This is a genomic window from Pseudomonas sp. CFBP 13710 (assembly GCF_014842235.1).
Lineage (GTDB): Bacteria > Pseudomonadota > Gammaproteobacteria > Pseudomonadales > Pseudomonadaceae > Aquipseudomonas > Aquipseudomonas baltica.
Genome location: NZ_JACYVJ010000005.1, coordinates 223191 through 244892, shown reverse-complemented (window position 1 = coordinate 244892; position 21702 = coordinate 223191). Strand labels below are relative to the sequence as shown.

Genomic DNA, 21702 nt, shown 5'->3' with positions numbered 1-21702 from the left:
GTTTCCCCTCGGTAAACGGCGCACTACCGAGATAGTGAAGCTTTCGGGTTATGGGCCGGGCGGCGGACTTTTGACAGACCCAGGCGCGGACGGCACGGTTAAGGGCGTCTTTGCAGTTTGTGTGCCAGCCCGGCGCAATGCTGCATCCGGCTGGGCGTTGGCGCTGCCAGAACTGGTGATGCTGCGACGCACGTCAAGGTTGCGCGAAATGACCAGCACCACCCGACGGTTGCGCCCTCGTCCATCGGCGCTGGCGTTGTCGGCCACTGGCTGGAACTCACCATAACCGACGGCCGCCATGCGCCGCGGGTCGATGCCTTCCATGGCCATCATGCGCACGATGCTCGCTGCCCGAGCGGTCGACAGCTCCCAGTTGGTCGGGAACTGCGCAGTGCTGATGGGCAGGTTGTCGGTGAAACCCTCGACATGAACCGGATTGTCGAAAGGCTTGAGAATGCCCGCCACCTTGTCGACGATGGCGAACGCCATGTCGCTGGGCATGGCATCGCCACTGCCGAACAGCAGGCTGGACTTGAGTTCGATCTCGATCCACAGCTCGTTGCCGCGCACGGTCAGTTGATCCGAAGCAATCAGGTCGCCGAACGCCTGACGGACATTGTCGGCAATGGTCTGCAATGGGTCGACTGCCTCGCCGATGGCCGCTTCCGATTGCTCGCTGTCGGTGACCAGCGGCTGCACAGGACGGGTGGTCAAGGGTCGCTCCTCGCCGATCGGGATGGGCCTGACGCTACGGTCCGGGTCGCTGAAAACCCCCACCAGCGCCTGCGACAAGACCTTGTACTTGCCTTCGTTGACCGACGAGATCGAATACATCACCACGAAGAAAGCGAACAGCAGGGTGATGAAATCGGCGTAGGACACCAGCCAGCGTTCGTGGTTTTCCGGCTCTTCGAGGCGACGACGACGGGCCATGCCATGCTCTCCTAGTCGAGGTAGCCTTGCAGCTTCATTTCGATCGAGCGTGGGTTCTCGCCTTCGGCGATGGACAGCAGCCCTTCGAGCAGCATTTCCCGATAGGCCGCCTGACGCTGGGCGAGTGCCTTGAGCTTGTGCGCCACCGGCAGCAAAAGCAGGTTGGCGCTGGCTACACCGTAGATGGTCGCCACGAACGCCACCGCGATGCCGTTGCCCAGCTGGCTGGGGTCGGCCAGGTTGCCCATGACGTGGATCAAGCCCATCACCGCACCGATGATGCCGATGGTGGGCGCATAGCCACCCATGCTTTCGAACACCTTGGCCGCCTGCAAATCACGGGTTTCACGGTTGTACAGATCGACTTCGAGCACGCTGCGGATGGCCGCGGCCTCGGCGCCATCGACCAGCAACTGCAGCCCCTTTCGCGCATAGTCGTCGGGCTCGGCTTCGGCACTGGCTTCCAGCCCGAGCAAGCCTTCCTTGCGCGAGACCAGGCTCCAGTTCACCACACGATCGATACCGCCGGCCATGTCGATCCTGGGCGGAAAGAGAATCCAGCGCACATTGTGCAGTGCGCGCTTGAAAGCGCTCATGGGTGACTGGATCAGCGCCGCCGCCAGCGTGCCACCGACCACGATCAGCGCGGCAGGACCATTGAGCAGCGCCGACAGGTGGCCACCCTCGAGAAAATTGCCACCGATGATGGCAACGAACGCGAGGATGATCCCGATCAGGCTGAGTACATCCATCAGCCGCACGCCTCGACCAGGTGCCGGCCAATGTCGTCGAGGCTGTAGATGGCGTCGGCCAGGCCAGCCTTGACGATGGCCATGGGCATGCCGTAGATCACGCAGCTTGCTTCGTCCTGGGCCCAGATGTGACTGCCGCCCTGCTTGAGCAGGCGCGCGCCCTCTCGACCGTCGGCGCCCATGCCGGTAAGCACCACCGCCAGGACCTTGTCGCCGTAGGACTTGGCCGCCGAACCAAACGTGATGTCCACGCAGGGTTTGTAGTTCAGGCGCTCGTCACCGGGCAGAATCTTCACCGCGCCGCGGCCGTCGATCATCATCTGCTTGCCGCCGGGCGCCAGCAATGCCAGCCCGGGACGCAGCACGTCGCCGTCCTCGGCTTCCTTGACGCTGATCCGGCACAGCTTGTCGAGGCGCTCGGCGAACGCGCGAGTGAAGGCGGCCGGCATGTGCTGGACGAGCACGATCGGCGTTGGAAAATGTGCCGGCAGCTGGGTCAGCACGCGCTGAAGCGCCACCGGCCCTCCGGTGGAAGTACCGATGGCCACCAGTTTGTAAGGCTTGCGCCGCGGCGTCGCACTGCTGGCGGTCGGCGCCGGCGCCCGCACCGGCGTCACCGGTGCTGGCGTACGCGTCGGCACGGGCCGCGACGGTGTCAGGGCGGCTGGAGAGGCCGCGGCCGCTATCGCCGGAGCTGGCGTGGCCATGTGCGCACCCAGCCGGCGGTTGCTGCGCGAGAGTGTGTGGATCTTCTCGCAGAGCATCTGCTTGACCTTCTCGGGGTTGCGAGAAATGTCTTCGAAATTCTTCGGCAGGTAATCCACCGCCCCCGCGTCGAGGGCGTCGAGCGTTACCCGCGCGCCCTCGTGGGTGAGGGAGGAAAACATCAGGACCGGGGTGGGACAGCGCTGCATGATATGACGCACGGCAGTGATGCCGTCCATCATCGGCATCTCGTAGTCCATGGTGATCACATCGGGTTTGAGCGCCAGAGCCTGGTCAATCGCTTCGCGGCCATTGGTAGCGGTCCCGACCACCTGGATGGTGGGGTCCGACGAAAGAATTTCCGAGACGCGGCGGCGGAAAAAACCGGAATCATCCACCACCAGGACCTTGACTGCCATAAACACTCCACTACGATCAGATACGCCGTGCGGCGTAGCGCTTGAGCATGCTCGGTACATCGAGGATCAAGGCGATTCGGCCGTCACCGGTGATGGTCGCGCCGGACATGCCGGGCGTGCCCTGCAGCATCTTGCCCAGCGGCTTGATCACGACTTCTTCCTGCCCGACCAATTGGTCGACCACGAAACCGATGCGTTGGGTGCCGACCGACAGGATGACCACGTGGCCCTCGCCCTGCTCCTCGTGGGCCGCCGACTTGACCAGCCAGCGCTTGAGGTAGAACAACGGCAGCGCCTTGTCGCGCACGATGACCACTTCCTGGCCATCGACGACGTTGGTGCGCGAGAGGTCCAGGTGGAAGATCTCGTTGACGTTGACCAGCGGGAAGGCGAACGCCTGGTTGCCCAGCATCACCATCAGCGTCGGCATGATTGCCAGGGTCAGCGGCACCTTGATGACGATCTTCGAGCCCTGGTCCTTGGCCGAGTAGATGTTGATCGAGCCGTTCAGCTGGCTGATCTTGGTCTTGACCACGTCCATGCCGACGCCGCGGCCCGACACGTCGGAAATTTCCGTCTTGGTGGAAAAGCCCGGCGCGAAAATCAGGTTGTAGCAGTCGGACTCGCTGAGGCGGTCGGCGGCGTCGCGGTCCATCAGGCCCTTTTCCACGGCCTTGGCGCGCAGGACCGCAGGGTCCATGCCCTTGCCGTCATCGCTGATCGACAAGAGGATATGGTCGCCTTCCTGCTCCGCCGACAACACCACGCGCCCACCGCGCGCCTTGCCGTTGCGTTCGCGCTCTTCCGGCGTCTCGATGCCGTGGTCGACGGCGTTGCGCACCAAGTGCACCAACGGGTCGGCCAGGGCCTCGACCAGATTCTTGTCCAGGTCGGTTTCTTCACCGACCAGTTCCAGGTTGATTTCCTTCTTCAACTGCCGGGCCAGGTCGCGGACCAGCCGCGGGAAACGCCCGAAGACCTTCTTGATCGGCTGCATGCGCGTCTTCATGACGGCCGTCTGCAGGTCGGCCGTCACCACGTCGAGGTTCGAGACTGCCTTGGACATGGCTTCGTCGCTGCTGTTGGCGCCCAGGCGCACCAGGCGGTTACGCACCAGCACCAGCTCGCCGACCATGTTCATGATTTCGTCCAGGCGCGCGGTGTCGACCCGTACGGTCGTCTCGGCTTCGCTGGCGACCGGTTTCTCGGCCACCGGTGCACGTACAGGGGCTGCCTCGACCTTGCGCGGTGCCGCCACCGGCGCGGGCGCGGTCGGAGCCGGCTGCGTCTCGGGCAGGCTGGCGACATCGCTGAACTTGCCCTTGCCATGCAGTTGGTCGAGCAGTGATTCGAACTCGTCGTCGGTGATCTGGTCGCTCGTGGGAGCCTGAGCCACCGCCTGCACCTGGGCAGGCGGTGGCGTGACCGCATCGGCAGTGAACGTACCCTTGCCATGCAACTGGTCGAGCAGCGCCTCGAACTCGTCGTCGGTGATCTCGTCGCCAGACGCACCCACGGCAGCCTGCGCCGAAGCGGCTGGCGATGCCGCAGCCGGCGCCAGCGCATCGACCGCGAACTGACCCTTGCCGTGCAGCTGGTCGAGCAGCGACTCGAATTCGTCGTCGGTGATATCGTCGCTGGCCGCACCGTGCTGTGCAGCAGCGGACGCGGTGGGCGCGGCGGCCTGCGCTTTGGCCGCGCTCAAGGAATCGAGCAATTGCTCGAACTCGCTGTCGGTGATGTCTTCGCCCGGCGTCGAGGCTGGCGCCGCAACGGGCACCGCCACGGACGGCGCAACGACCGCCGCAGCCGGTTCGGCCAGGCGCGCCAGGGCATCGAGCAACTGGGGGCTGGCCGGCGTGACCGGAGAGCGTTCACGCACCTCGGTGAACATGCCGTTGACCGCGTCCAGCGCTTCGAGAACGACATCCATGAGTTCGGCGTCGACCCGGCGCTCACCTTTGCGCAAGATGTCGAAGACGTTCTCGGCGATATGGCAGCACTCCACCAGCTCGTTGAGCTGGAGGAAGCCGGCGCCGCCTTTTACAGTGTGAAAACCGCGAAAAATTGCATTGAGCAAGTCGGCATCATCGGGACGGCTTTCCAGCTCGACCAGTTGTTCGGACAGTTGCTCGAGAATTTCGCCGGCCTCTACCAGGAAATCCTGAAGGATTTCTTCGTCGGCGCCGAAGCTCATGTGGATGCTCCCTGGAATACGTGATTAACGGTCAACACAGTCAGGCGCAGGCGATGGCCTAGAAGCCCAGACTGGACAGCAGATCGTCGACATCGTCCTGACCGGATACGACGTCTTCACGTTTATCGGCATGGATCTGCGGACCTTCACCCTTGGCGGGATGTTTTTCTTGATCTTTTTCGGCGCGGAGCTGTTCGTGATCATGCTGGATGCCGGCGAAGCGATCGACCTGGCTGGCCATCAGGACCAGTTTGAGCAGGTTGCTCTCCACTTCGGTGACCAGCGCGGTGACACGCTTGATGACCTGGCCGGTGAGGTCCTGATAATCCTGGGCCAGCACGATGTCGTTGAGGTGGCTGGCGACTTCGCGATTGCCCTGCTCGCTGCGGGTCAGGAAGCTGTCGACCCGGCGCGCCAGTTCGCGGAACTCGTCGGCGGCCACTTCGCGGCGCATGAAGCGCTGCCAGTCGGCGCTCAAGGCACTGGCTTCGGCACTCAGCGTATTGAGCACCGGGGTGCTCTGCTCGACCAGATCCATGGTGCGGTTGGCCGCGTTTTCGGTCAGGCGTACCACATACGACAGACGTTCGGTCGCGTCGGTGATCTGCGAAACCTCTTCGGCCTGGGGGATGTTCGGATCAATCTGGAAACTGACGATTGCGCTGTGTAGCTCGCGCGTAAGCTTGCCCACTTCCTGATACAGGCCGCGATCGCGGGTCTGGTTCAGTTCGTGGATCAATTGCACCGCGTCGCCGAAACGGCCTTTTTCAAGGCTGTCGACCAGCTCCACTGCGTGTTTTTTCAGGGTCGACTCGAAGTCCCCCAACGTGCTTTGTTTGTGGTCCATTGCGCCCCCATTGCAGACTTCAGCTATTGACGCGCTCGAAAATCTTTTCGATTTTTTCTTTCAGCACTTGCGCAGTGAAAGGCTTGACCACATACCCGTTGACCCCGGCCTGGGCGGCTTCGATGATCTGCTCGCGCTTGGCCTCGGCGGTGACCATCAGCACCGGGAGGTGCTTGAGGCGATCGTCGGCGCGCACCTGGCGCAGCAGGTCGATGCCGGACATGCCAGGCATGTTCCAGTCGGTGACGAGAAAATCGAAGTTGCCGCTGTGCAACATCGGCAAGGCGGTGTTGCCATCATCGGCCTCGGCGGTGTTGGTGAAGCCCAGGTCACGCAGCAGGTTCTTGATGATGCGCCGCATCGTCGAGAAATCGTCGACGATGAGGATTTTCATGTTCTTGTCCAATTAGACCTCCAGCAGTCTTGAACACGCCCAGCCCCTGGACGTGCATAACAATCGAATTCGCCTGAGCCACTTGCCGCTGCAGATCGCCTACCCGCGCTACGCCAGCGGGCCTCTTCACGGACAGAGCCCGCACCGGTCTTGCCGTTCCTTCAGCGTGCCCGCCATTCCCCCAGGCGCCCGCGAAGTCGCGCCGCGCACTGGCTGTGCAACTGGCTTACCCGCGATTCGCTGACACCCAGTACCTCGCCGATTTCCTTGAGGTTCAGCTCTTCGTCGTAATACAACGACAGGACCAGCTTCTCGCGCTCGGGCAGGTTGGCGATGGCCTCGGCCAGCGCGCCTTGAAAGCGTTCGTCCTCGAGATCCCGCGAGGGCTCCAGCGAACCGCTGGCGCCGTCTTCGTGCAGGCCCTCGTGCTCACCGTCCTGCAGCAGATCGTCGAAACTGAACAAGCGGCTGCCCAGGGTATCGTTCAGGATCCCGTAGTAATCATCCAGACTCAGACTAAGTTCGGCAGCGATCTCATGATCTTTAGCGTCGCGACCGGTTTTCGACTCGATTCGGCGAATGGCATCACTGACCATGCGGGTATTGCGGTGCACCGAACGCGGCGCCCAGTCGCCCTTGCGCACTTCGTCGAGCATGGCGCCGCGGATACGAATACCGGCGTAGGTCTCGAAACTGGCCCCCTTGCTCGAGTCGTACTTGGTCGAGACCTCCAGCAGACCGATCATGCCGGCCTGGATCAGGTCTTCCACCTGCACGCTGGCTGGCAGACGCGCCAGCAGGTGATAGGCGATACGCTTGACCAGCGGCGCGTATTGCTCGATCAGCTGATGCTGCTGCGAGTCGCGCGACGCCTTGCTGTACATACGGTATCCGCTGGCACTCATGATACGGGCCCTGCGCTGGTTTGCTGGACCAGGCGTTCGACGAAGAACTCCAGGTGGCCACGGGGGTTGGCCGGCAAAGGCCAGGTGTCTACTTTCTGCGCGATCGCCTTGAAGGCCAGCGAGCATTTGGAACGGGGGAACGCCTCGTACACGGCGCGCTGCTTCTGCACGGCCTTGCGCACCGACTCATCGTAGGGCACGGCGCCGACGTACTGCAGGGCAACGTCGAGGAAGCGATCGGTCACCTTGGTCAGCTTGGCGAACAGATTGCGCCCTTCCTGGGGGCTCTGCGCCATGTTGGCCAGGACCCGGAAGCGGTTCATGCCGTAATCGCGGTTGAGCAGCTTGATCAAGGCGTAGGCATCGGTGATCGAGGTGGGCTCGTCGCATACCACCAGCAGGACTTCCTGGGCGGCGCGGACAAAGCTCACTACCGATTCGCCGATACCGGCGGCGGTGTCGATGATCAGTACGTCGAGGTTGTCGCCCACATCGCTGAAGGCCTGGATCAGGCCGGCATGCTGGGCCGGGCTCAACTGCACCATGCTCTGGGTACCCGAGGCTGCCGGCACGACACGGATGCCGCCGGGGCCCTGCAACATCACGTCGCGCAGTTCGCAGCGACCTTCGATCACATCGGCCAGGGTGCGCTTGGGGGTCAGGCCCAGCAACACGTCGACGTTGGCCAGGCCAAGGTCGGCGTCCAGCAACATGACCCGGCGGCCGAGCTCGGCCAAAGCCAGGGACAAGTTCACTGACACATTAGTCTTGCCGACGCCACCTTTGCCGCCGGTCACCGCGATCACCTGTACGGGATGCATGCTGCCCATGTTCGTTCTTTACCTTGTCTAGACCGAGGCCACACGAGTGGCTGCCAGTTCGATTGCTCGAGTGTTTCCTGGCAACCCTACGATGCAGGAAGAGTGTGTTTGCATAACGTTCTTCACCTCAGCCAACTCGCTTGTCGGGGCTGTGGTAGAGACCCGCGAACATATCGGCCATGGCCTCTTCGCTGGGCTCTTCTTGCATTTGCACGCTCACTGCGCGGCTGACCAACTGGTGCCGGCGCGGCAAATGCAAGTCATCGGGAATGCGCGGCCCATCGGTAAGATAGGCAATCGGCAGTTCCTGAGTGATGGCCAGGCTCAGCACTTCGCCGAGACAGGCCGTTTCATCCAGTTTGGTCAGGATGCACCCGGCCAGACCGCAACGCTTGTAGCTATGGTACGCGGCGCTGAGCACCTGCTTCTGGCTGGTAGTAGCCAGCACGAGGTAGTTGCGCGCATTGATCCCGCGTCCGGCCAGGCTTTCGAGCTGCATGCGCAGGGCCGGATCGCTGGCTTGCAGGCCAGCGGTGTCGATCAATACCACGCGCTTGCGCAGCAGGGGTTCCAGAGCCTGTACCAATGACTGGCCCGGATCGACCTGAGTCACCGATACATTGAGAATGCGGCCCAGGGTCTTGAGTTGTTCCTGGGCACCGATGCGAAAGCTGTCCATGCTCACCAGCGCCACGCTCTGGGAACCGTACTTGAGCACATAACGGGCCGCCAGCTTGGCCAGGGTGGTGGTCTTGCCCATGCCAGCAGGGCCGACCATGGCGATCACGCCACCTTCTTCGAGCGGTTCCACTTCCGGTGTACGGATCATACGCGCCAAGTGCGCCAGCAGCATCCGCCATGCCTGCCGAGGTTCGTTGATTTCGCTGGTCAGGCTGAGCAGCTCGCGAGCGATCGGGCCGGACAAGCCGATGCGCTGCAAACGACGCCACAGATTCGCCTGCGCCGGCTTGCTGCCTTGCAGCTGGGTCCAGGCCAGGGAGCCCAGCTGCACTTCCAGCAGTTGGCGCAAACCGTTGAGTTCGGAACGCATGGAATCGAAAAGGCGTTGGTCGACGGCAGGCTGTGGCGCGGGGGCCACCTGCACACGCGGGGGCTCTTCGCGACGCGGCTCGACCAGCGGCTCGGCGGCGGTCAACGGCAGGCCGGCAACCAGCTGGCGGTTGGTAGCCGCATCGCTCTCGCCACGGGTGCTCAGCTCGGCCTGGGCCGAAACGATCCGCGATTGGGTCTTGCGCAGCTCTTCTTCCAACTCGAGGTTGGGCACGCGCGGCGCCAGGGCCGACAGCTTGTAGTCCAGCGCTGCGGTCAGCTCGACGCCGCCGGCGATGCGACGGTTGCCAATGATGGCAGCGTCGGCGCCCAGCTCATCGCGGACCAATTTCATGGCCTGACGCATGTCGGCGGCGAAAAATCGCTTCACTTGCATAACCCACTACCTCAGCCGTTGGGCCCTACTGTCGCAACGATGGTGACTTGCTTGTTATCAGGGATTTCCTGATAGGCCAGTACGTGAAGGTTGGGGATCGCCAGGCGACCGAAGCGTGACAGCATCGCGCGGACCGGACCGGCTACCAGCAGTATCACCGGTTGGCCCTGCATCTCCTGCCGCTGCGCCGCATCGATCAGGGATCTCTGCAGTTTTTCCGCCATGCTCGGTTCCAGCAAAACGCCTTCTTCCTGACCCTGACCAGCCTTCTGAAGACTATTTAGCAATATCTGTTCCAACCTTGGTTCCAGCGTGATGACAGGCAGCTCCGACTCAATGCCTACAATGCTTTGCACGATTGCGCGGGACAAACCGACCCTGACGGCCTGAACCAGCGCGGCGGTATCTTGACTCCGATGCCCGTTGTTGGCGATGGCTTCTGCGATGCTGCGGATGTCGCGTACGGGTACCTGCTCTGCCAGCAGGGCCTGCAGGACCTTGAGCAGCGAAGACAGCGAAAGGATGCCCGGAACCAGCTCTTCGGCCAGCTTGGGCGAGCCTTTTGCCAGAACTTGCAGCAATTGTTGCACTTCTTCGTGGCCGATCAGCTCATGGGCATGCTTCTGCAGAATCTGGTTCAAGTGCGTGGCCACTACCGTACTGGCATCGACCACCGTGTAGCCCAGCGACTGCGCCTGGCTGCGCAGGTTGACGTCGATCCAGACCGCGTCCAGACCAAACGCCGGATCCTTGGCGGTGATGCCGTTCAACGAGCCGAACACCTGCCCGGGGTTGATTGCCAGCTCGCGATCCGGGTAGATCTCGGCTTCGGCGAGGATCACCCCCATGAGCGTCAAACGATAGGCGCTGGGCGCCAGGTCGAGGTTGTCGCGAATATGCACGGTAGGCATCAGGAAGCCCAGGTCCTGGGACAGCTTCTTGCGTACGCCCTTGATCCGCGCCAGCAGCTGGCCGCCCTGGTTGCGGTCCACCAGCGGGATCAAACGGTAGCCAACTTCCAGGCCGATCATGTCGATGGGCGTCACGTCATCCCAGCCCAGTTCCTTGGTTTCCTGGGTGCGCGTCGGTGAAGGCAGCAGCTCTTGTTGGCGCTGCACTTCGGCCTGGGCCTGGACCTTGACGTCGTTCTGCTTTTTCCACAAAAGGTAGGCACCACCACCGGCGATGGCACCCAGGGTGATAAAGGCCATGTGCGGCATTCCGGGCACCATGCCCATGATCACCATCAGCGCGCCGGAGACGGCCAGTGCCTTGGGCGAAGCGAACATCTGCCGCTGGATCTGCTTGCCCATCTCCTCGGAGCCCGAAGCACGGGTCACCATGATGGCTGCCGCGGTGGACAGCAACAGCGATGGCAACTGAGCGACCAGGCCGTCACCGATGGTCAACAGGGCATACACCTTGCCTGCCTCGGCGAATGGCATGTTGTGTTGCAGCATGCCCACCAGCATGCCGCCGATCAGGTTGATGAACAGGATCAGCAGACCGGCGATGGCGTCGCCACGGACAAATTTGCTGGCACCGTCCATCGAGCCGTAGAACTCGGCTTCGGCGGCCACTTCGGTACGACGCGCCTTGGCCTGGTTCTGATCGATGAGGCCGGCGTTGAGGTCGGCGTCGATGGCCATCTGCTTGCCGGGCATGGCATCCAGGGTGAACCGCGCGCTCACTTCGGAGATGCGCCCGGCGCCCTTGGTGACCACCACGAAGTTGATGATCATGAGGATGGCGAACACCACGATACCGACGATGTAGTTACCGCCGATCACCACCTCACCGAATGCCTGAACCACTTTACCTGCGGCGGCATGGCCTTCCTGGCCGTGCAGCATGATCACCCGCGTCGACGCCACGTTGAGCGCAAGGCGCAGCAGCGTGGCCACCAGCAGGATGGTCGGGAACACGGCGAAGTCCAGCGGACGCAGCGCGTACACGCACACCAGCAGCACGACGATGGACAAGGCGATGTTGAAGGTGAAGAACACGTCCAGCAGCAGTGCCGGGATCGGCAGCATCATCATCGCCAGCATCACCAGCAACAGCAGCGGCACGCCAAGGTTGCCGCGGCCAAGGCCGACGATGTTGCTGCGAGCGGTGTTGATTAATTGAGAGCGATCCACCGACATTCCCCACTTCCCCAAGCGAACTTTTGACGCGCCAGGCGTCTTGCCAAGGGGTAGTGCAAGAAGAGGTCCAACTTTTGCCGGAGGGGGTTAAAGATTATTGAAGGGCTGCCGAGATGGAGTGAAATCGATCTATCGGGGGCGCGGCCTTCGCGGGCAGAGCCCGCTCCCACAGGGGGCTCGCCGCGGCCTAACTGTCCCGCTGTAGATCCGGCGGGATCGGCAGGTCCTGCAACGGGTCGGGACGCTTGCCTCGCCCGGCCTGGTACTGGCGGATCTGGTAGACATAGGCAAGCACCTGCGCCACCGCCAGGTACAACCCCGCAGGAATCTGCTGTTCGATCTCGGTGGAATAGAAGATCGAACGCGCCAGGGCCGGTGACTCCAGCACCTGGATGCGATGCTCGTTGCCGATCTCGCGAATCTTCAAGGCAATGAAGTCCGAGCCCTTGGCCAGCAATACCGGCGCATTGCCCTTCTCCGGATCGTATTTCAACGCCACCGCGTAGTGAGTCGGGTTAGTGATGATCACGTCCGCTTCGGGAATCGCCGTCATCATCCGGCGCTGCGACATTTCGCGCTGCAACTGGCGTACCCGCCCCTTTACCTCGGGCCGGCCTTCGGAGTCCTTGTGCTCGTCCTTGACCTCCTGCTTGGTCATCATCAGCTTCTGTTTGCTGCTGTAGAGCTGGAACGGCACGTCCACGGCGGCAATCAACGCCAGTCCGCAGGACATCCACAAGGCGCTCCAGCCGACCAGCTGCACGCTGTGGATGATCGCCATTTCCAGCGGCTCGTTGGCAATCGCAAGCAGGTCGGTACGGTCTTTGGCCAGCACCATCATGGCAACGATCAGGGTGATGGCGAACTTGGCCAGCGCCTTCAGCAATTCGGTCAATGCATGCATGGAGAACATGCGCTTGAGGCCGGCGGCCGGGTTCATGCGGCTGAACTTGGGCGCCATGGAGCTGGCGGCGAACAACCAGCCGCCCAGCGCGACCGGGCCGATCAGCGCCGCCAGCAGCAAGGTCAGCAGAATCGGCTGGGTCGCCAGAATCGCCACCTTGCCCGACTGCAGCAGAAAAATGCCCATGTAGCGCTCATCGAGCAACACCTCGCGGCTCAAGGTGAAGTTGCTGCGCATCAGTTCCAGCAGGCTTTGCGCCAGATGGCCGCCGAACGCCAGCAGCGCGCCGCACCCGGCGACCATCACTGCCAGCGTGTTGAGCTCCTTGGAACGGGCGATCTCGCCCTTCTCGCGCGAATCCTTCTTGCGCTTGTCCGTGGGGTCTTCTGTCTTGTCCGCACCGCTTTCGCTTTCGGCCATTGCCTACTCCGCTCGCGCCAATTCGCGCAGCCACTGCAGGGCGTTGGCCGCCAGCGGCTGATACTGGTTGAGAATGTCGCCCAGGCTGACCCACAGGATGAACATCCCCAGCACCAGGGTCAGCGGGAAACCGATGGAAAAGATGTTCAGTTGAGGCGCCGCGCGGGTCATCACGCCGAAGGCAATGTTGACCACCAGCAAGGCTGTGATGGCAGGCAGCACCAGCAACACCCCGGCGCCCAGCACCCAGCCCATGCGCAGCACCACGTCCCAGTAGTGCGCGGTCAGCAGGCCGCCGCCGATGGGCAGCGTGGTGAAGCTCTCGGTGAGCACCTCGAACACCACCAGATGGCCGTTCATGGACAGGAACACCAGGGTCACCAGCATGCTGAAGAACTGGCCGATCACGGCCACGGACACGCCGTTGGTGGGGTCGACCATGGACGCGAAGGCCATGCCCATCTGGATCGCGAGAATCTGCCCGGCAACGGTAAAAGCCTGGAACAGGAACTGCAGCGAGAAACCGAACAGCGCGCCGATGATGATCTGTTCGGCCACCAGCAGCAGCGCCTGGCCGCTGATCGCATCCACCGTGGGCGCCGGCGGCAATCCCGGCACGATGACCACGGTAATGGCCACGGCCACGTACAGGCGCACGCGCTGCGGCAGTACCTGGGTGCCGAAGATCGGCATGGTCATCAGCATCGAGGCCACGCGGAACAGCGGCAGGATGAAGCTGGCCACCCAGCCGCCGATCTGCGCATCGGTCAATTGCAGCAGCGGCTGCATCAGCCGATCACCTGCGGAATATTGGAGTACAGGGTAGTGATGTACTCCATGAAGGTGCGCACCATCCATGGCCCGATGACGATCAGCGTCACCAGCATGACCAGCAGGCGCGGGAGGAAGCTCAGGGTCTGTTCGTTGATCTGCGTGGCGGCCTGGAACATGGCGATGATCAGGCCGACGATCAGACTCGGCAAAACCAGGATCGCGACCATCACGGTGGTCAGCCACAGCGCTTCGCGAAACAGGTCGACGGCGACTTCCGGGGTCATGGATTCACGCTCCTGTGAAAGGCAAAGTCATACACCACCGAAACTCCCGGCCAGGGTCCCGATGATCAGCGCCCAGCCATCGACCAGCACGAACAGCATGATCTTGAACGGCAGCGAGATGATCAATGGCGACAGCATCATCATACCCATGGCCATCAGCACACTGGCGACCACCAGGTCGATGATCAGGAACGGAATGAAGATCATGAAGCCGATCTGGAACGCCGTTTTCAGCTCGGAGGTGACGAACGCCGGCACCAGGATGGTCAGCGGCGCCTGGTCGGCGCTGGCGATGTCGGTGCGCTTGGACAGCCGCATGAACAGCTCCAGGTCGCTCTGCCGGGTCTGTGCCAGCATGAAATCCTTGATCGGGCCCTCGGCACGTGCCACGGCATCCTGGGCGCTGAGCTGTTCACTCAGATAGGGTTGCAGGGCCTGCTGGTTCACCTTGTCGAACACCGGCGCCATGATGAACATGGTCAGGAACAGCGCCATGCCGGTCAACAGCTGGTTGGACGGCGTCTGTTGCAGGCCCAGTGCCTGGCGCAGGATGGAAAACACGATGATGATGCGCGTGAAGCTGGTCATCAACATGACGAACGCCGGAATGAAACTCAGCGCGGTCATGATCAGCAGAATCTGCAGGTTGACCGAATACTCCTGCTGCCCGTTGGCGCCGCTGGTCATGGTCAATGCCGGAATCTGCAGCGGATCCGCGGCCATGGCCAGGGGCGCCACCAACAGCAGGCCCAGCGGCAGGACAGTGCGCAACACTCCCATCACTTCTTATCCTTCTGGTCCTTGCCCAGCAGTTCCATCAGGCGCTGGGCGAATTCGGGTGTGGCCTGGGTGGTTCGGTCGGGTGGCTGCACCGGCGTGCTCATCACGTGCAGCGCGCTGATGCGCCCCGGGCTGACACCCAGCAGGATCTGCTCCTCGCCCACCTGCACCAGCACCAGCCGATCACGTGGCCCCAGCGCCTTGGCGCCAATCACGTCGATGACCTGGCCCTGGCGCGGCGCCGCCTGCTGCACGCGCCGCATCAGCCACGCCAAGGCGAAGATCAAGGCCACCACTGCCAGCAGCCCCAGCACGGTCTGGGTCAACTGACCGGCCAGGCCAGTGCCTCCCGACGCCACCACCGGCGCCGCAGCAGGGGCCACTTCCGGCGCTGCCAGGGCGACCACGGGCAAGAGCAGCAAGGCCCACAGGAACCGGCCCATCACCGCAGCTTCTTGATGCGTTCGCTGGGGCTGATCACGTCGGTCAGGCGAATGCCGAACTTCTCGTTGACCACCACCACTTCGCCGTGGGCGATCAAGGTGCCGTTGACCAGCACGTCCAACGCCTCGCCGGCCAGACGGTCGAGCTCGATCACCGAGCCCTGGTTGAGCTGCAGCAAATTGCGGATGCTGATATCGGTCGCCCCAACCTCCATGGAAATGGTCACCGGGATATCCAGGATCACGTCGAGGTTCGGGCCCTCGAGCGTGACCGGGCCGTTACCCGACTTGGGCGAACTGCCGAACTCTTCCATCGGCAGGCGGGAGGAACTCGAACTGCCGCGCGTATCGGCGGCCAACAGCGCGTCGATATCGTCCTGCCCGGCATCCCCGGACTCATCCAGAGCCGCCGCCCATTCATCGGCGAGCGCCTGGTCTTCGGCAGAAATTGTTTCATCTTGATCAGCCATCAGTGGTCCTCGACGGGCATCTAAATCATCAGGTCAAACCGATCAGCGACGCTCGATCGGTTCGATAACTTGTAAAGCCAGGTTGCCTTTGTGCGAGCCAAGCTTGGCTTTGAACGAAGGCACGCCATTGGCACGCAGGATCAACTCTTCCGGCAGTTCCACCGGGATCACGTCACCGGGCTGCATGTGGAGAATATCGCGCAGCTTGAGCTGACGCCGCGCCACGGTGGCGCTCAGGGGAACGCTGACATCCAGGACATCTTCGCGCAGGGCCTTGCTCCAGCGCTCGTCCTGGTCGTCCAGGTCGGACTGGAAGCCGGCATCGAGCATCTCGCGCACGGGCTCGATCATCGAGTACGGCATGGTCACGTGCAGGTCCCCACCGCCGCCATCGAGCTCGATGTGGAAGGTGGAGACCACGACCGCCTCGCTGGGCCCGACGATGTTGGCCATGGCCGGGTTGACCTCCGAGTTGATGTACTCGAAGTTGACTTCCATGATGGCCTGCCAGGCTTCCTTCATGTCGAGAAAAGCCTGGTCCAGCACCATGCGTACCACGCGCAGCTCGGTAGGGGTGAACTCGCGCCCCTCGATCTTGGCGTGGCGGCCGTCACCGCCGAAGAAATTGTCGACCAGCTTGAACACCAGCTTGGCATCGAGAATGAACAGGCCAGTGCCGCGCAGCGGCTTGATCTTCACCAGGTTGAGGCTGGTCGGTACGTACAGCGAATGCACGTACTCGCCGAACTTCATCACCTGCACGCCGCCTACCGCCACATCGGCAGAACGACGCAACAGATTGAACATGCTGATGCGGGTGTAGCGGGCGAAGCGCTCGTTGATCATTTCCAGCGTCGGCATGCGCCCACGCACGATGCGATCCTGAGTGGTCAGGTCGTAGCTCCTGATCCCCCCGGGCTCGCCATTGCCTTCGGTTTGCACCAGGCCATCGTCGACGCCATGCAGCAGCGCATCGATCTCGTCCTGGGACAGCAGGTCCTGTACGGCCATGAGTTGTTCCTACTGCAATACGAAGTTAGTGAAGAGCACCTGGTCGATCACGGGCTTGCCCACTTCTTTCTGCGCCACTTCCTGAACGCTCGCGGTAGCTTTCTGGCGCAGCATTTCCTGGCCGATGGGCGTGGTCAAAGTTTCGAACGGTTGCCCGGAAAAAAGCATGACCAGGTTATTGCGAATGACCGGCGTGTGCACCTTCAGGGCGTCCATGTCGGCCTTGTCCCGCGCCTGCAGGACGATGCTGACCTGCATGTAGCGATCACGACCGTTCTGCTTGAAGTTGACCACGAAGGCGGGTGTGAGGGGCTCGTAGATCGCCGCAGGTTTGGTGTGGGCAGCATCTGCCGTGGCCTTGTCCGCGGGCGCTTCGGCGGGTTTGTGCATGAGGAACCAGGTGGCCCCGACCGACAGGCCGACGGCCAGCAGCAGGCCCACGACCAGCAGGATGATCAGCTTGAGTTTGCCCTTGCCTTCCTTGGCTGCGGGTTCCTTTGCTTCTTCGGTCTTTGCCATGCCAATAATCCGTCACCATTGAGGGGTAAGCGTACCCATGGCGACGATGGAGCAAGGGTTATGCCAACAATCCTGTGGGCTCGATTTCGAGCCTGGCAACCGACCCCTTCAGGCACTGTCAGGCGTAGTAATCCACAGCGCTAGTCCCCAGCACCGTGCCGGAGGTCAGGGGCTGCGCAGCCGCGACGGCGGGCTCGGCGGAATCGAGCGCGTCCGCACCAGAGCGTGCGCCACCCGTGCGGCGGCTCTGTTGCGCCTGCTGCTCGCCTTGGGACTGACGGGACTGGTCGGAAACGTTGACGTCCAGCTGCCCCATGCCCTGCTGGTTGAACATGTCCTTGAGCCGATGCTGCTGGCTCTCCAATGCCTCACGCACGCCGATATGGGCGCTGGTGAAGGTCACTTGGGTCTGCTGGTCCGGGGTGATGTCGACGCGAATGTCCAGGCGCCCCAGTTCCGCCGGTGTCAGTTGGATGTCGGCTGATTTCAAGTTCTGGCTGGACAGGTACATGACCCGGTTGACCAGGCCTTCGGTCCATCCTGACTGCTGCATGGCCAACGGCTGGCCCAGCGGGCTGGCCAGCGGCGCCGCAGTGCCGGTCTTGGCCGTGGTCGACTGGGTCAAGGCCTGCAGGCGGTCGGCGAAGTTATCGAGGCGGCTGTCGCTGGCCGTTGCGTCGGCATCCTTCAAGCCCCCGCCGATCAAACCAGCAAAACCGTCATCGCCGCCCTCACCCGCTTCGCCTGCCGACTCCTTGCTCACCATGGCCGCCAGACCATTGACGAAATTGCCTTCTATATCCTGCTCGCCTGCCTTCGAGGGATCGCCCGATGACGTTTGGCTGGCATGTGCAGAGGTAGTGCCATTATTTTTGGCCGTCTGCTCCAGGGCCAGGCGCAGCGCCGGCAAATCGGCAAGCACGTCTTGAGCTGGATCGAAATCCTCGCCAGCGCCGACGCTATCGCTGTCCGCCGGGCTGAGAGCGGCCACTGCCGGTGGCGGCACCTGGGCCAGTGCCGGATTGGCAGCGGGATCGGCCGGGATGGGTACCGCGGCAGGATCGACCGGTGCCGCAGCAGCGCCAACGCTGGGATCGTCCTTGTCGGCGGTATCGCTGACCTTGTCGTCGTCCTTGGCGGCGGGCTTGTCGGTTTTGTCGGTCTTGTCGAGCTTCTCAGGCTTGTCGGCCTTGGCAACTGGCAACTTCTTGCCGCTATCGGCAACCGTCGGGTTGGCGCCAGCCGCCTTCGAGGCCGGCGGCGTGGCGGTTTCCCGTGGGGCACTCGGCGCAGGCTCGGTCCGCGGCTTGACCGCGACTTCGTGGTTTTGACGGGCATAGAGATCGGCGAAACGAGGCGCCGAATCGTTGTCCGCTGCACTGGGCATGGCCGCGCCGGTGACCGATGTGGCGCGAGCAGCGGCGCCCAGTTGCAGCAACAAAGGGTTTGAAGCGACAGCCATGAAGATCTCCCCGATACGGTGGCGTTAACGCTGATTGCCATGGAGAAAGCAAGTATCGGGCCAGCGAGGAACCAGCAACGTCAACGACGCTCAACCTGCAAAGCGCGCGCGCTCCTGCGAGTACAGTTGAAGGACCAGGACGAATTCGCGGTCGATCCGCTGTACATAAGCATCCACACCCTCCAGCGCACCTTGTCGGCAGTACTGCTCGAGCTCGCTGCACAACTGCGCCAGGCGCAGAGCGCCCATGTTGCTGCTGCTGCCCTTGAAGCTGTGGGCGGCATGGCCCAGTTCGACCAGATCGTGGGACCGGTGCAGTTCGTTCAAACGCAGTTGCGAGTCGCTCAGGAAGGTGTCGAGCAACAGAGGGTATTCATCCTCCATGACCTCTTGCAGGGCCTCGAGGGCCGTGGGGTCTACATGGGGCTTTTGCAGTGCTTCAGCCAGTTGTTCTTCAGCCAATTGTTCGATGGGCACTTGTTCGCTCCTTGATCAAGCCGATTACGCTTGAGACTCCCAGGTAAATTCGACGTGCGCGCTGCGCCCGTCTTCCGACCAGCCCGCGCTGTGGCTCAGTTGGCGGACCAGATTGACACCACGCCCAGACAGTCCGTGCACGCTCGGCGGCTTCGCCAGGACCTGTTTCGGATCGAATCCCTTGCCGCTGTCTTCGACCACGATTCTCAGGACTCCGCCAACCCCGTGCGGGCGTATCTGCAAGTGTATGCGTATATAGCCCTCTTCCAAAGCCGCCAGGCGATCGTTACGCAACGCGTAGTACTGGGCGAATCCGGTGGCATCGCACTTGAGCGCGGAATCGAGGCCGAGTACGCCATGCTCCAGCGCGTTGGAGTATAACTCGGCAAACACGCTGTACAGCTCTCCACTCTGCGGACGCAGGCCGTGAATTTCCTGCAGCAATTGCAGGATGTACGGCAAGGGATTGAAGCGGCGCAAGGTGTCGGCACGAAACTCGAACATGGCCGACCAGTCGAGCGGGCTCGACTGGCCGCTGTCGGAATAGATCAGGCTGGCCGGGGGCTGGCGCTCGGCGTCGATCAATGCCAGCTGCACCATGCTCACATCGTCGCGCGATTCACCGCGGAAATCATGCAAAGCCTGCAGGATGCCTTCGAACAGCGACTCAGGGTCCTTGTGCGTGTCGAAGACGCGTTCGAGCCTCTCCACGCCGAAAGACTGCTCTTGCGCATTGCTGGTTTCGATGACGCCGTCGGACAGCAGCAGAACTCGATCGCCAGGCGCCAGCGGCCAGACCTCGGTCTGGTCCTCGAAACGGGTGGCCGGCAATACGCCCAGCGGCAGATGACGCGACACCAGCGCGACACGCGCCGAGCCATCCTGGCGGTGCAGGTAGCCGTCGGGCATGCCGCCGTTCCAGACTTCGACCGTGCAACGCTGGAAGCTCAGGCGCAACATGGTGGCGCAGCAGAACATGTCCACCGGCAGGATCCGCTTGAGCTTGGCGTTCATCTCGCGAAGAATCTCGTTGAGCCCGTAGCCCTTCGCCGTCATGCCATAGAACACCTCGGCCAAGGGCATCGCGCCCACCGCCGCCGGCAGCCCGTGCCCGGTGAAATCACCGAGCAGCACATGCATGTCGCCCGAAGGCGTGTAGGCAGCCAGCAGCAGGTCGCCATTGAACAGCGCATAGGGCGACTGCAGGTAACGCACGTTGGGAGCGTCGAGGCATCCGGAATGGGCGATCTGGTCGAACACCGCCTTGGCCACGCGCTGCTCGTTGAGCAGGTAGTCATGATGGCGGGTGATCAGGTCTCGCTGCTCGAGCACCGTGGCCTGCAAGCGGCGCAGGCGATCCATTGCCTTGATCTTGGCGGCCAGGATCACCTGGTTGTAGGGCTTGGCCAGAAAATCGTCGCCACCGGCGTCCAGACAACGCACCAGCGCCTGTTCTTCGGTCAGCGAGGTCAGGAAGATCACCGGCACCAGGGCCTCACCGGCCAGCTGCTTGATGGCACGCGCAGCCTCGAAGCCGTCCATGACCGGCATCATGGCATCGAGCAGCACCAACTGCGGACGCTGCTGGCGGAACACTTCGACCGCCTCCTGGCCGTTGCTGGCCGTGATCACCGCATGCCCCTGACGTCGCACGATGCTGGACAGCAGCATGCGGTCGGTCATGTTGTCGTCGGCGATCAGGACCGTCAGCGCTTCCTCGTTGGCTGGCTGCATCAGGAGATCTTGAACAACTTGTCGAAATTGGAGATCGCCAGGATCTTGCGCACGTCGGGAGAAATGTTCATCAGTGCGATGTCGGCGTTGTCGCCCCCGGCGTGGTCGCGCAACAACAGCAGCATGCCCAGGGCTGAGCTATCCATGTAGGTGGTGTTCTTCAGGTCGATGACATAACGGCTGGGCTTGCCGGCACGCTCGTCCTCGTAGGCTTCGCGAAACTGCTGGTGCAGGCTGAAATCGAACCGGCCCGAAATGGCCACCGATGACGTATTGCTTTCAGGGTCGAAGGTCTGGGTGACAGAACTCTGGGTTACAGCCATGTAGTAATGCTCCTTGGGTGTGCCTTGCAGGCCAGATGTAGCACCGCTCTGCAGAGCGTTCAACGGGGTACTGACAAATTCCGGCTAAAAGTTCTCGTGCCTGGGCAGGCGTTGCGACAACTCGTCGAGCAGCCGCTGTTCCCGCTTGTCCTCCAGCTGCCTGGCCTCGAGGATATAGCGCTGCACCAGCTTGCGCAGCCCTTCCACTCGAGCATAGGCCTGTTGCCAGGTGGCGCGCGCATTGTTCAAGTTGTTCTGATGCCACGCAAGGCTCTGTTTCTGCTGGCCGACGGCCGTTTCCAACTGGTTGAGAAAGCGCTGATAGTTCAACAGCCATTGCCCGGACACGCCACGACTGCCGTTGCTGATCCACTGTTGCTGGTAGTCGTTGCGGAAGCGTTCGAGCTCGGCCAGCTTGGCTTCGGCCAGGCTCACCTGGCCCTGGAAATGCCCCAGCCGCTGGGCAGCCTTGCGCTCGGTGCTTTCGGCCATTTCCACCACGGGCGCCAGGCGCGCCGCACGACTCATCGCCAT

23 protein-coding genes are annotated in these 21702 nt (G+C 62.6%); all 23 read right to left on the bottom strand.

Features of this window, described 5'->3' with window-relative positions:
* Nucleotides 1-48 precede the first annotated feature (48 nt).
* The gene (gene motD, locus IFT44_RS14155; protein WP_185794517.1) at nucleotides 49-933 is read right to left on the bottom strand and encodes a flagellar motor protein MotD; all 885 of its coding nucleotides are present in this window, start codon (nucleotides 931-933) and stop codon (nucleotides 49-51) included.
* Between the two features lie 11 nt (nucleotides 934-944).
* Complete coding sequence (locus tag IFT44_RS14150; protein ID WP_122475880.1) at nucleotides 945-1685, bottom strand: flagellar motor protein; 741 nt, start codon at nucleotides 1683-1685, stop codon at nucleotides 945-947.
* Nucleotides 1685-2809, bottom strand: a complete 1125-nt coding sequence (locus IFT44_RS14145; RefSeq protein WP_192176076.1) for a protein-glutamate methylesterase/protein-glutamine glutaminase — start codon at nucleotides 2807-2809, stop codon at nucleotides 1685-1687. The genes IFT44_RS14150 and IFT44_RS14145 overlap by 1 nt, the downstream gene beginning before the upstream one ends.
* Before the next feature lie 16 nt (nucleotides 2810-2825).
* Nucleotides 2826-5006, bottom strand: a complete 2181-nt coding sequence (locus IFT44_RS14140) for a chemotaxis protein CheA (RefSeq protein ID WP_192176075.1) — start codon at nucleotides 5004-5006, stop codon at nucleotides 2826-2828.
* A gap of 58 nt (nucleotides 5007-5064) precedes the next feature.
* Nucleotides 5065-5853: a protein phosphatase CheZ gene (locus IFT44_RS14135; protein ID WP_185794514.1), complete on the bottom strand. Its 789-nt coding sequence runs from the start codon at nucleotides 5851-5853 to the stop codon at nucleotides 5065-5067.
* Between the two features lie 19 nt (nucleotides 5854-5872).
* Complete coding sequence (locus IFT44_RS14130) at nucleotides 5873-6247, bottom strand: chemotaxis response regulator CheY (RefSeq protein ID WP_090362272.1); 375 nt, start codon at nucleotides 6245-6247, stop codon at nucleotides 5873-5875.
* A gap of 161 nt (nucleotides 6248-6408) precedes the next feature.
* The gene (gene fliA, locus IFT44_RS14125; protein ID WP_240998692.1) at nucleotides 6409-7155 is read right to left on the bottom strand and encodes an RNA polymerase sigma factor FliA; all 747 of its coding nucleotides are present in this window, start codon (nucleotides 7153-7155) and stop codon (nucleotides 6409-6411) included.
* A complete protein-coding gene (gene fleN, locus IFT44_RS14120) occupies nucleotides 7149-7982 on the bottom strand; it encodes a flagellar synthesis regulator FleN (protein ID WP_122475888.1) in 834 nt (277 codons plus the stop codon). The genes fliA and fleN overlap by 7 nt, the downstream gene beginning before the upstream one ends.
* Before the next feature lie 118 nt (nucleotides 7983-8100).
* Nucleotides 8101-9420 (bottom strand): flagellar biosynthesis protein FlhF, encoded by a 1320-nt coding sequence (flhF, locus tag IFT44_RS14115; protein WP_192058203.1) that lies wholly within the window; start codon nucleotides 9418-9420, stop codon nucleotides 8101-8103.
* 11 nt (nucleotides 9421-9431) lie between these two features.
* On the bottom strand, nucleotides 9432-11561 hold the full coding sequence (gene flhA / locus IFT44_RS14110; RefSeq protein ID WP_122476754.1) for a flagellar biosynthesis protein FlhA: 2130 nt from the start codon (nucleotides 11559-11561) through the stop codon (nucleotides 9432-9434).
* A 193-nt stretch (nucleotides 11562-11754) separates the two neighbouring features.
* Entirely contained in the window at nucleotides 11755-12891 is a 1137-nt protein-coding gene (gene flhB, locus IFT44_RS14105) for a flagellar biosynthesis protein FlhB (RefSeq protein WP_122713695.1), read from the bottom strand.
* A 3-nt stretch (nucleotides 12892-12894) separates the two neighbouring features.
* Nucleotides 12895-13680 carry a flagellar biosynthetic protein FliR gene (gene fliR, locus IFT44_RS14100; RefSeq protein ID WP_122475893.1) on the bottom strand — a complete coding sequence of 262 codons (786 nt, stop codon included), beginning with the start codon at nucleotides 13678-13680 and terminating at the stop codon, nucleotides 12895-12897.
* The gene (gene fliQ, locus IFT44_RS14095) at nucleotides 13680-13949 is read right to left on the bottom strand and encodes a flagellar biosynthesis protein FliQ (protein ID WP_043186065.1); all 270 of its coding nucleotides are present in this window, start codon (nucleotides 13947-13949) and stop codon (nucleotides 13680-13682) included. Before fliQ ends, fliR begins: the two co-directional genes overlap by 1 nt.
* A 27-nt stretch (nucleotides 13950-13976) precedes the next feature.
* A complete protein-coding gene (gene fliP, locus IFT44_RS14090; RefSeq protein ID WP_122475897.1) occupies nucleotides 13977-14729 on the bottom strand; it encodes a flagellar type III secretion system pore protein FliP in 753 nt (250 codons plus the stop codon).
* Nucleotides 14729-15172 carry a flagellar biosynthetic protein FliO gene (fliO, locus tag IFT44_RS14085; RefSeq protein WP_122475899.1) on the bottom strand — a complete coding sequence of 148 codons (444 nt, stop codon included), beginning with the start codon at nucleotides 15170-15172 and terminating at the stop codon, nucleotides 14729-14731. Before fliO ends, fliP begins: the two co-directional genes overlap by 1 nt.
* A complete protein-coding gene (gene fliN, locus IFT44_RS14080) occupies nucleotides 15172-15642 on the bottom strand; it encodes a flagellar motor switch protein FliN (RefSeq protein ID WP_122475901.1) in 471 nt (156 codons plus the stop codon). Before fliN ends, fliO begins: the two co-directional genes overlap by 1 nt.
* A 42-nt stretch (nucleotides 15643-15684) precedes the next feature.
* A complete protein-coding gene (fliM, locus tag IFT44_RS14075) occupies nucleotides 15685-16653 on the bottom strand; it encodes a flagellar motor switch protein FliM (RefSeq protein WP_043186057.1) in 969 nt (322 codons plus the stop codon).
* 9 nt (nucleotides 16654-16662) lie between these two features.
* Nucleotides 16663-17172, bottom strand: coding sequence for a flagellar basal body-associated protein FliL (gene fliL / locus IFT44_RS14070; protein WP_122475903.1), 510 nt, complete (start codon nucleotides 17170-17172; stop codon nucleotides 16663-16665).
* A 118-nt stretch (nucleotides 17173-17290) separates the two neighbouring features.
* Complete coding sequence (locus IFT44_RS14065; protein WP_192176074.1) at nucleotides 17291-18634, bottom strand: flagellar hook-length control protein FliK; 1344 nt, start codon at nucleotides 18632-18634, stop codon at nucleotides 17291-17293.
* A gap of 90 nt (nucleotides 18635-18724) precedes the next feature.
* A complete protein-coding gene (locus IFT44_RS14060) occupies nucleotides 18725-19069 on the bottom strand; it encodes an Hpt domain-containing protein (RefSeq protein ID WP_185794565.1) in 345 nt (114 codons plus the stop codon).
* A gap of 66 nt (nucleotides 19070-19135) precedes the next feature.
* Nucleotides 19136-20845, bottom strand: coding sequence for an ATP-binding SpoIIE family protein phosphatase (locus IFT44_RS14055; protein ID WP_185794508.1), 1710 nt, complete (start codon nucleotides 20843-20845; stop codon nucleotides 19136-19138).
* The gene (locus tag IFT44_RS14050) at nucleotides 20845-21168 is read right to left on the bottom strand and encodes an STAS domain-containing protein (RefSeq protein WP_122475908.1); all 324 of its coding nucleotides are present in this window, start codon (nucleotides 21166-21168) and stop codon (nucleotides 20845-20847) included. The genes IFT44_RS14055 and IFT44_RS14050 overlap by 1 nt, the downstream gene beginning before the upstream one ends.
* Before the next feature lie 84 nt (nucleotides 21169-21252).
* Nucleotides 21253-21702 carry a flagellar export protein FliJ gene (gene fliJ / locus IFT44_RS14045; protein ID WP_122475909.1) on the bottom strand — a complete coding sequence of 150 codons (450 nt, stop codon included), beginning with the start codon at nucleotides 21700-21702 and terminating at the stop codon, nucleotides 21253-21255.

What these genes read in the sequence shown, in the direction of transcription:
- motD (WP_185794517.1), bottom strand. Translation starts at nt 933, where the DNA reads ATGGCCCGTCGTCGTCGCCTCGAAGAGCCGGAAAACCACGAACGCTGG.
- IFT44_RS14150 (WP_122475880.1), bottom strand. Translation starts at nt 1,685, where the DNA reads ATGGATGTACTCAGCCTGATCGGGATCATCCTCGCGTTCGTTGCCATC.
- IFT44_RS14145 (WP_192176076.1), bottom strand. Translation starts at nt 2,809, where the DNA reads ATGGCAGTCAAGGTCCTGGTGGTGGATGATTCCGGTTTTTTCCGCCGC.
- IFT44_RS14140 (WP_192176075.1), bottom strand. Translation starts at nt 5,006, where the DNA reads ATGAGCTTCGGCGCCGACGAAGAAATCCTTCAGGATTTCCTGGTAGAG.
- IFT44_RS14135 (WP_185794514.1), bottom strand. Translation starts at nt 5,853, where the DNA reads ATGGACCACAAACAAAGCACGTTGGGGGACTTCGAGTCGACCCTGAAA.
- IFT44_RS14130 (WP_090362272.1), bottom strand. Translation starts at nt 6,247, where the DNA reads ATGAAAATCCTCATCGTCGACGATTTCTCGACGATGCGGCGCATCATC.
- fleN (WP_122475888.1), bottom strand. Translation starts at nt 7,982, where the DNA reads ATGGGCAGCATGCATCCCGTACAGGTGATCGCGGTGACCGGCGGCAAA.
- flhF (WP_192058203.1), bottom strand. Translation starts at nt 9,420, where the DNA reads ATGCAAGTGAAGCGATTTTTCGCCGCCGACATGCGTCAGGCCATGAAA.
- flhB (WP_122713695.1), bottom strand. Translation starts at nt 12,891, where the DNA reads ATGGCCGAAAGCGAAAGCGGTGCGGACAAGACAGAAGACCCCACGGAC.
- fliR (WP_122475893.1), bottom strand. Translation starts at nt 13,680, where the DNA reads ATGCAGCCGCTGCTGCAATTGACCGATGCGCAGATCGGCGGCTGGGTG.
- fliQ (WP_043186065.1), bottom strand. Translation starts at nt 13,949, where the DNA reads ATGACCCCGGAAGTCGCCGTCGACCTGTTTCGCGAAGCGCTGTGGCTG.
- fliP (WP_122475897.1), bottom strand. Translation starts at nt 14,729, where the DNA reads ATGGGAGTGTTGCGCACTGTCCTGCCGCTGGGCCTGCTGTTGGTGGCG.
- fliO (WP_122475899.1), bottom strand. Translation starts at nt 15,172, where the DNA reads ATGGGCCGGTTCCTGTGGGCCTTGCTGCTCTTGCCCGTGGTCGCCCTG.
- fliN (WP_122475901.1), bottom strand. Translation starts at nt 15,642, where the DNA reads ATGGCTGATCAAGATGAAACAATTTCTGCCGAAGACCAGGCGCTCGCC.
- fliM (WP_043186057.1), bottom strand. Translation starts at nt 16,653, where the DNA reads ATGGCCGTACAGGACCTGCTGTCCCAGGACGAGATCGATGCGCTGCTG.
- fliL (WP_122475903.1), bottom strand. Translation starts at nt 17,172, where the DNA reads ATGGCAAAGACCGAAGAAGCAAAGGAACCCGCAGCCAAGGAAGGCAAG.
- IFT44_RS14065 (WP_192176074.1), bottom strand. Translation starts at nt 18,634, where the DNA reads ATGGCTGTCGCTTCAAACCCTTTGTTGCTGCAACTGGGCGCCGCTGCT.
- IFT44_RS14055 (WP_185794508.1), bottom strand. Translation starts at nt 20,845, where the DNA reads ATGCAGCCAGCCAACGAGGAAGCGCTGACGGTCCTGATCGCCGACGAC.
- IFT44_RS14050 (WP_122475908.1), bottom strand. Translation starts at nt 21,168, where the DNA reads ATGGCTGTAACCCAGAGTTCTGTCACCCAGACCTTCGACCCTGAAAGC.
- fliJ (WP_122475909.1), bottom strand. Translation starts at nt 21,702, where the DNA reads ATGGCGATGAGTCGTGCGGCGCGCCTGGCGCCCGTGGTGGAAATGGCC.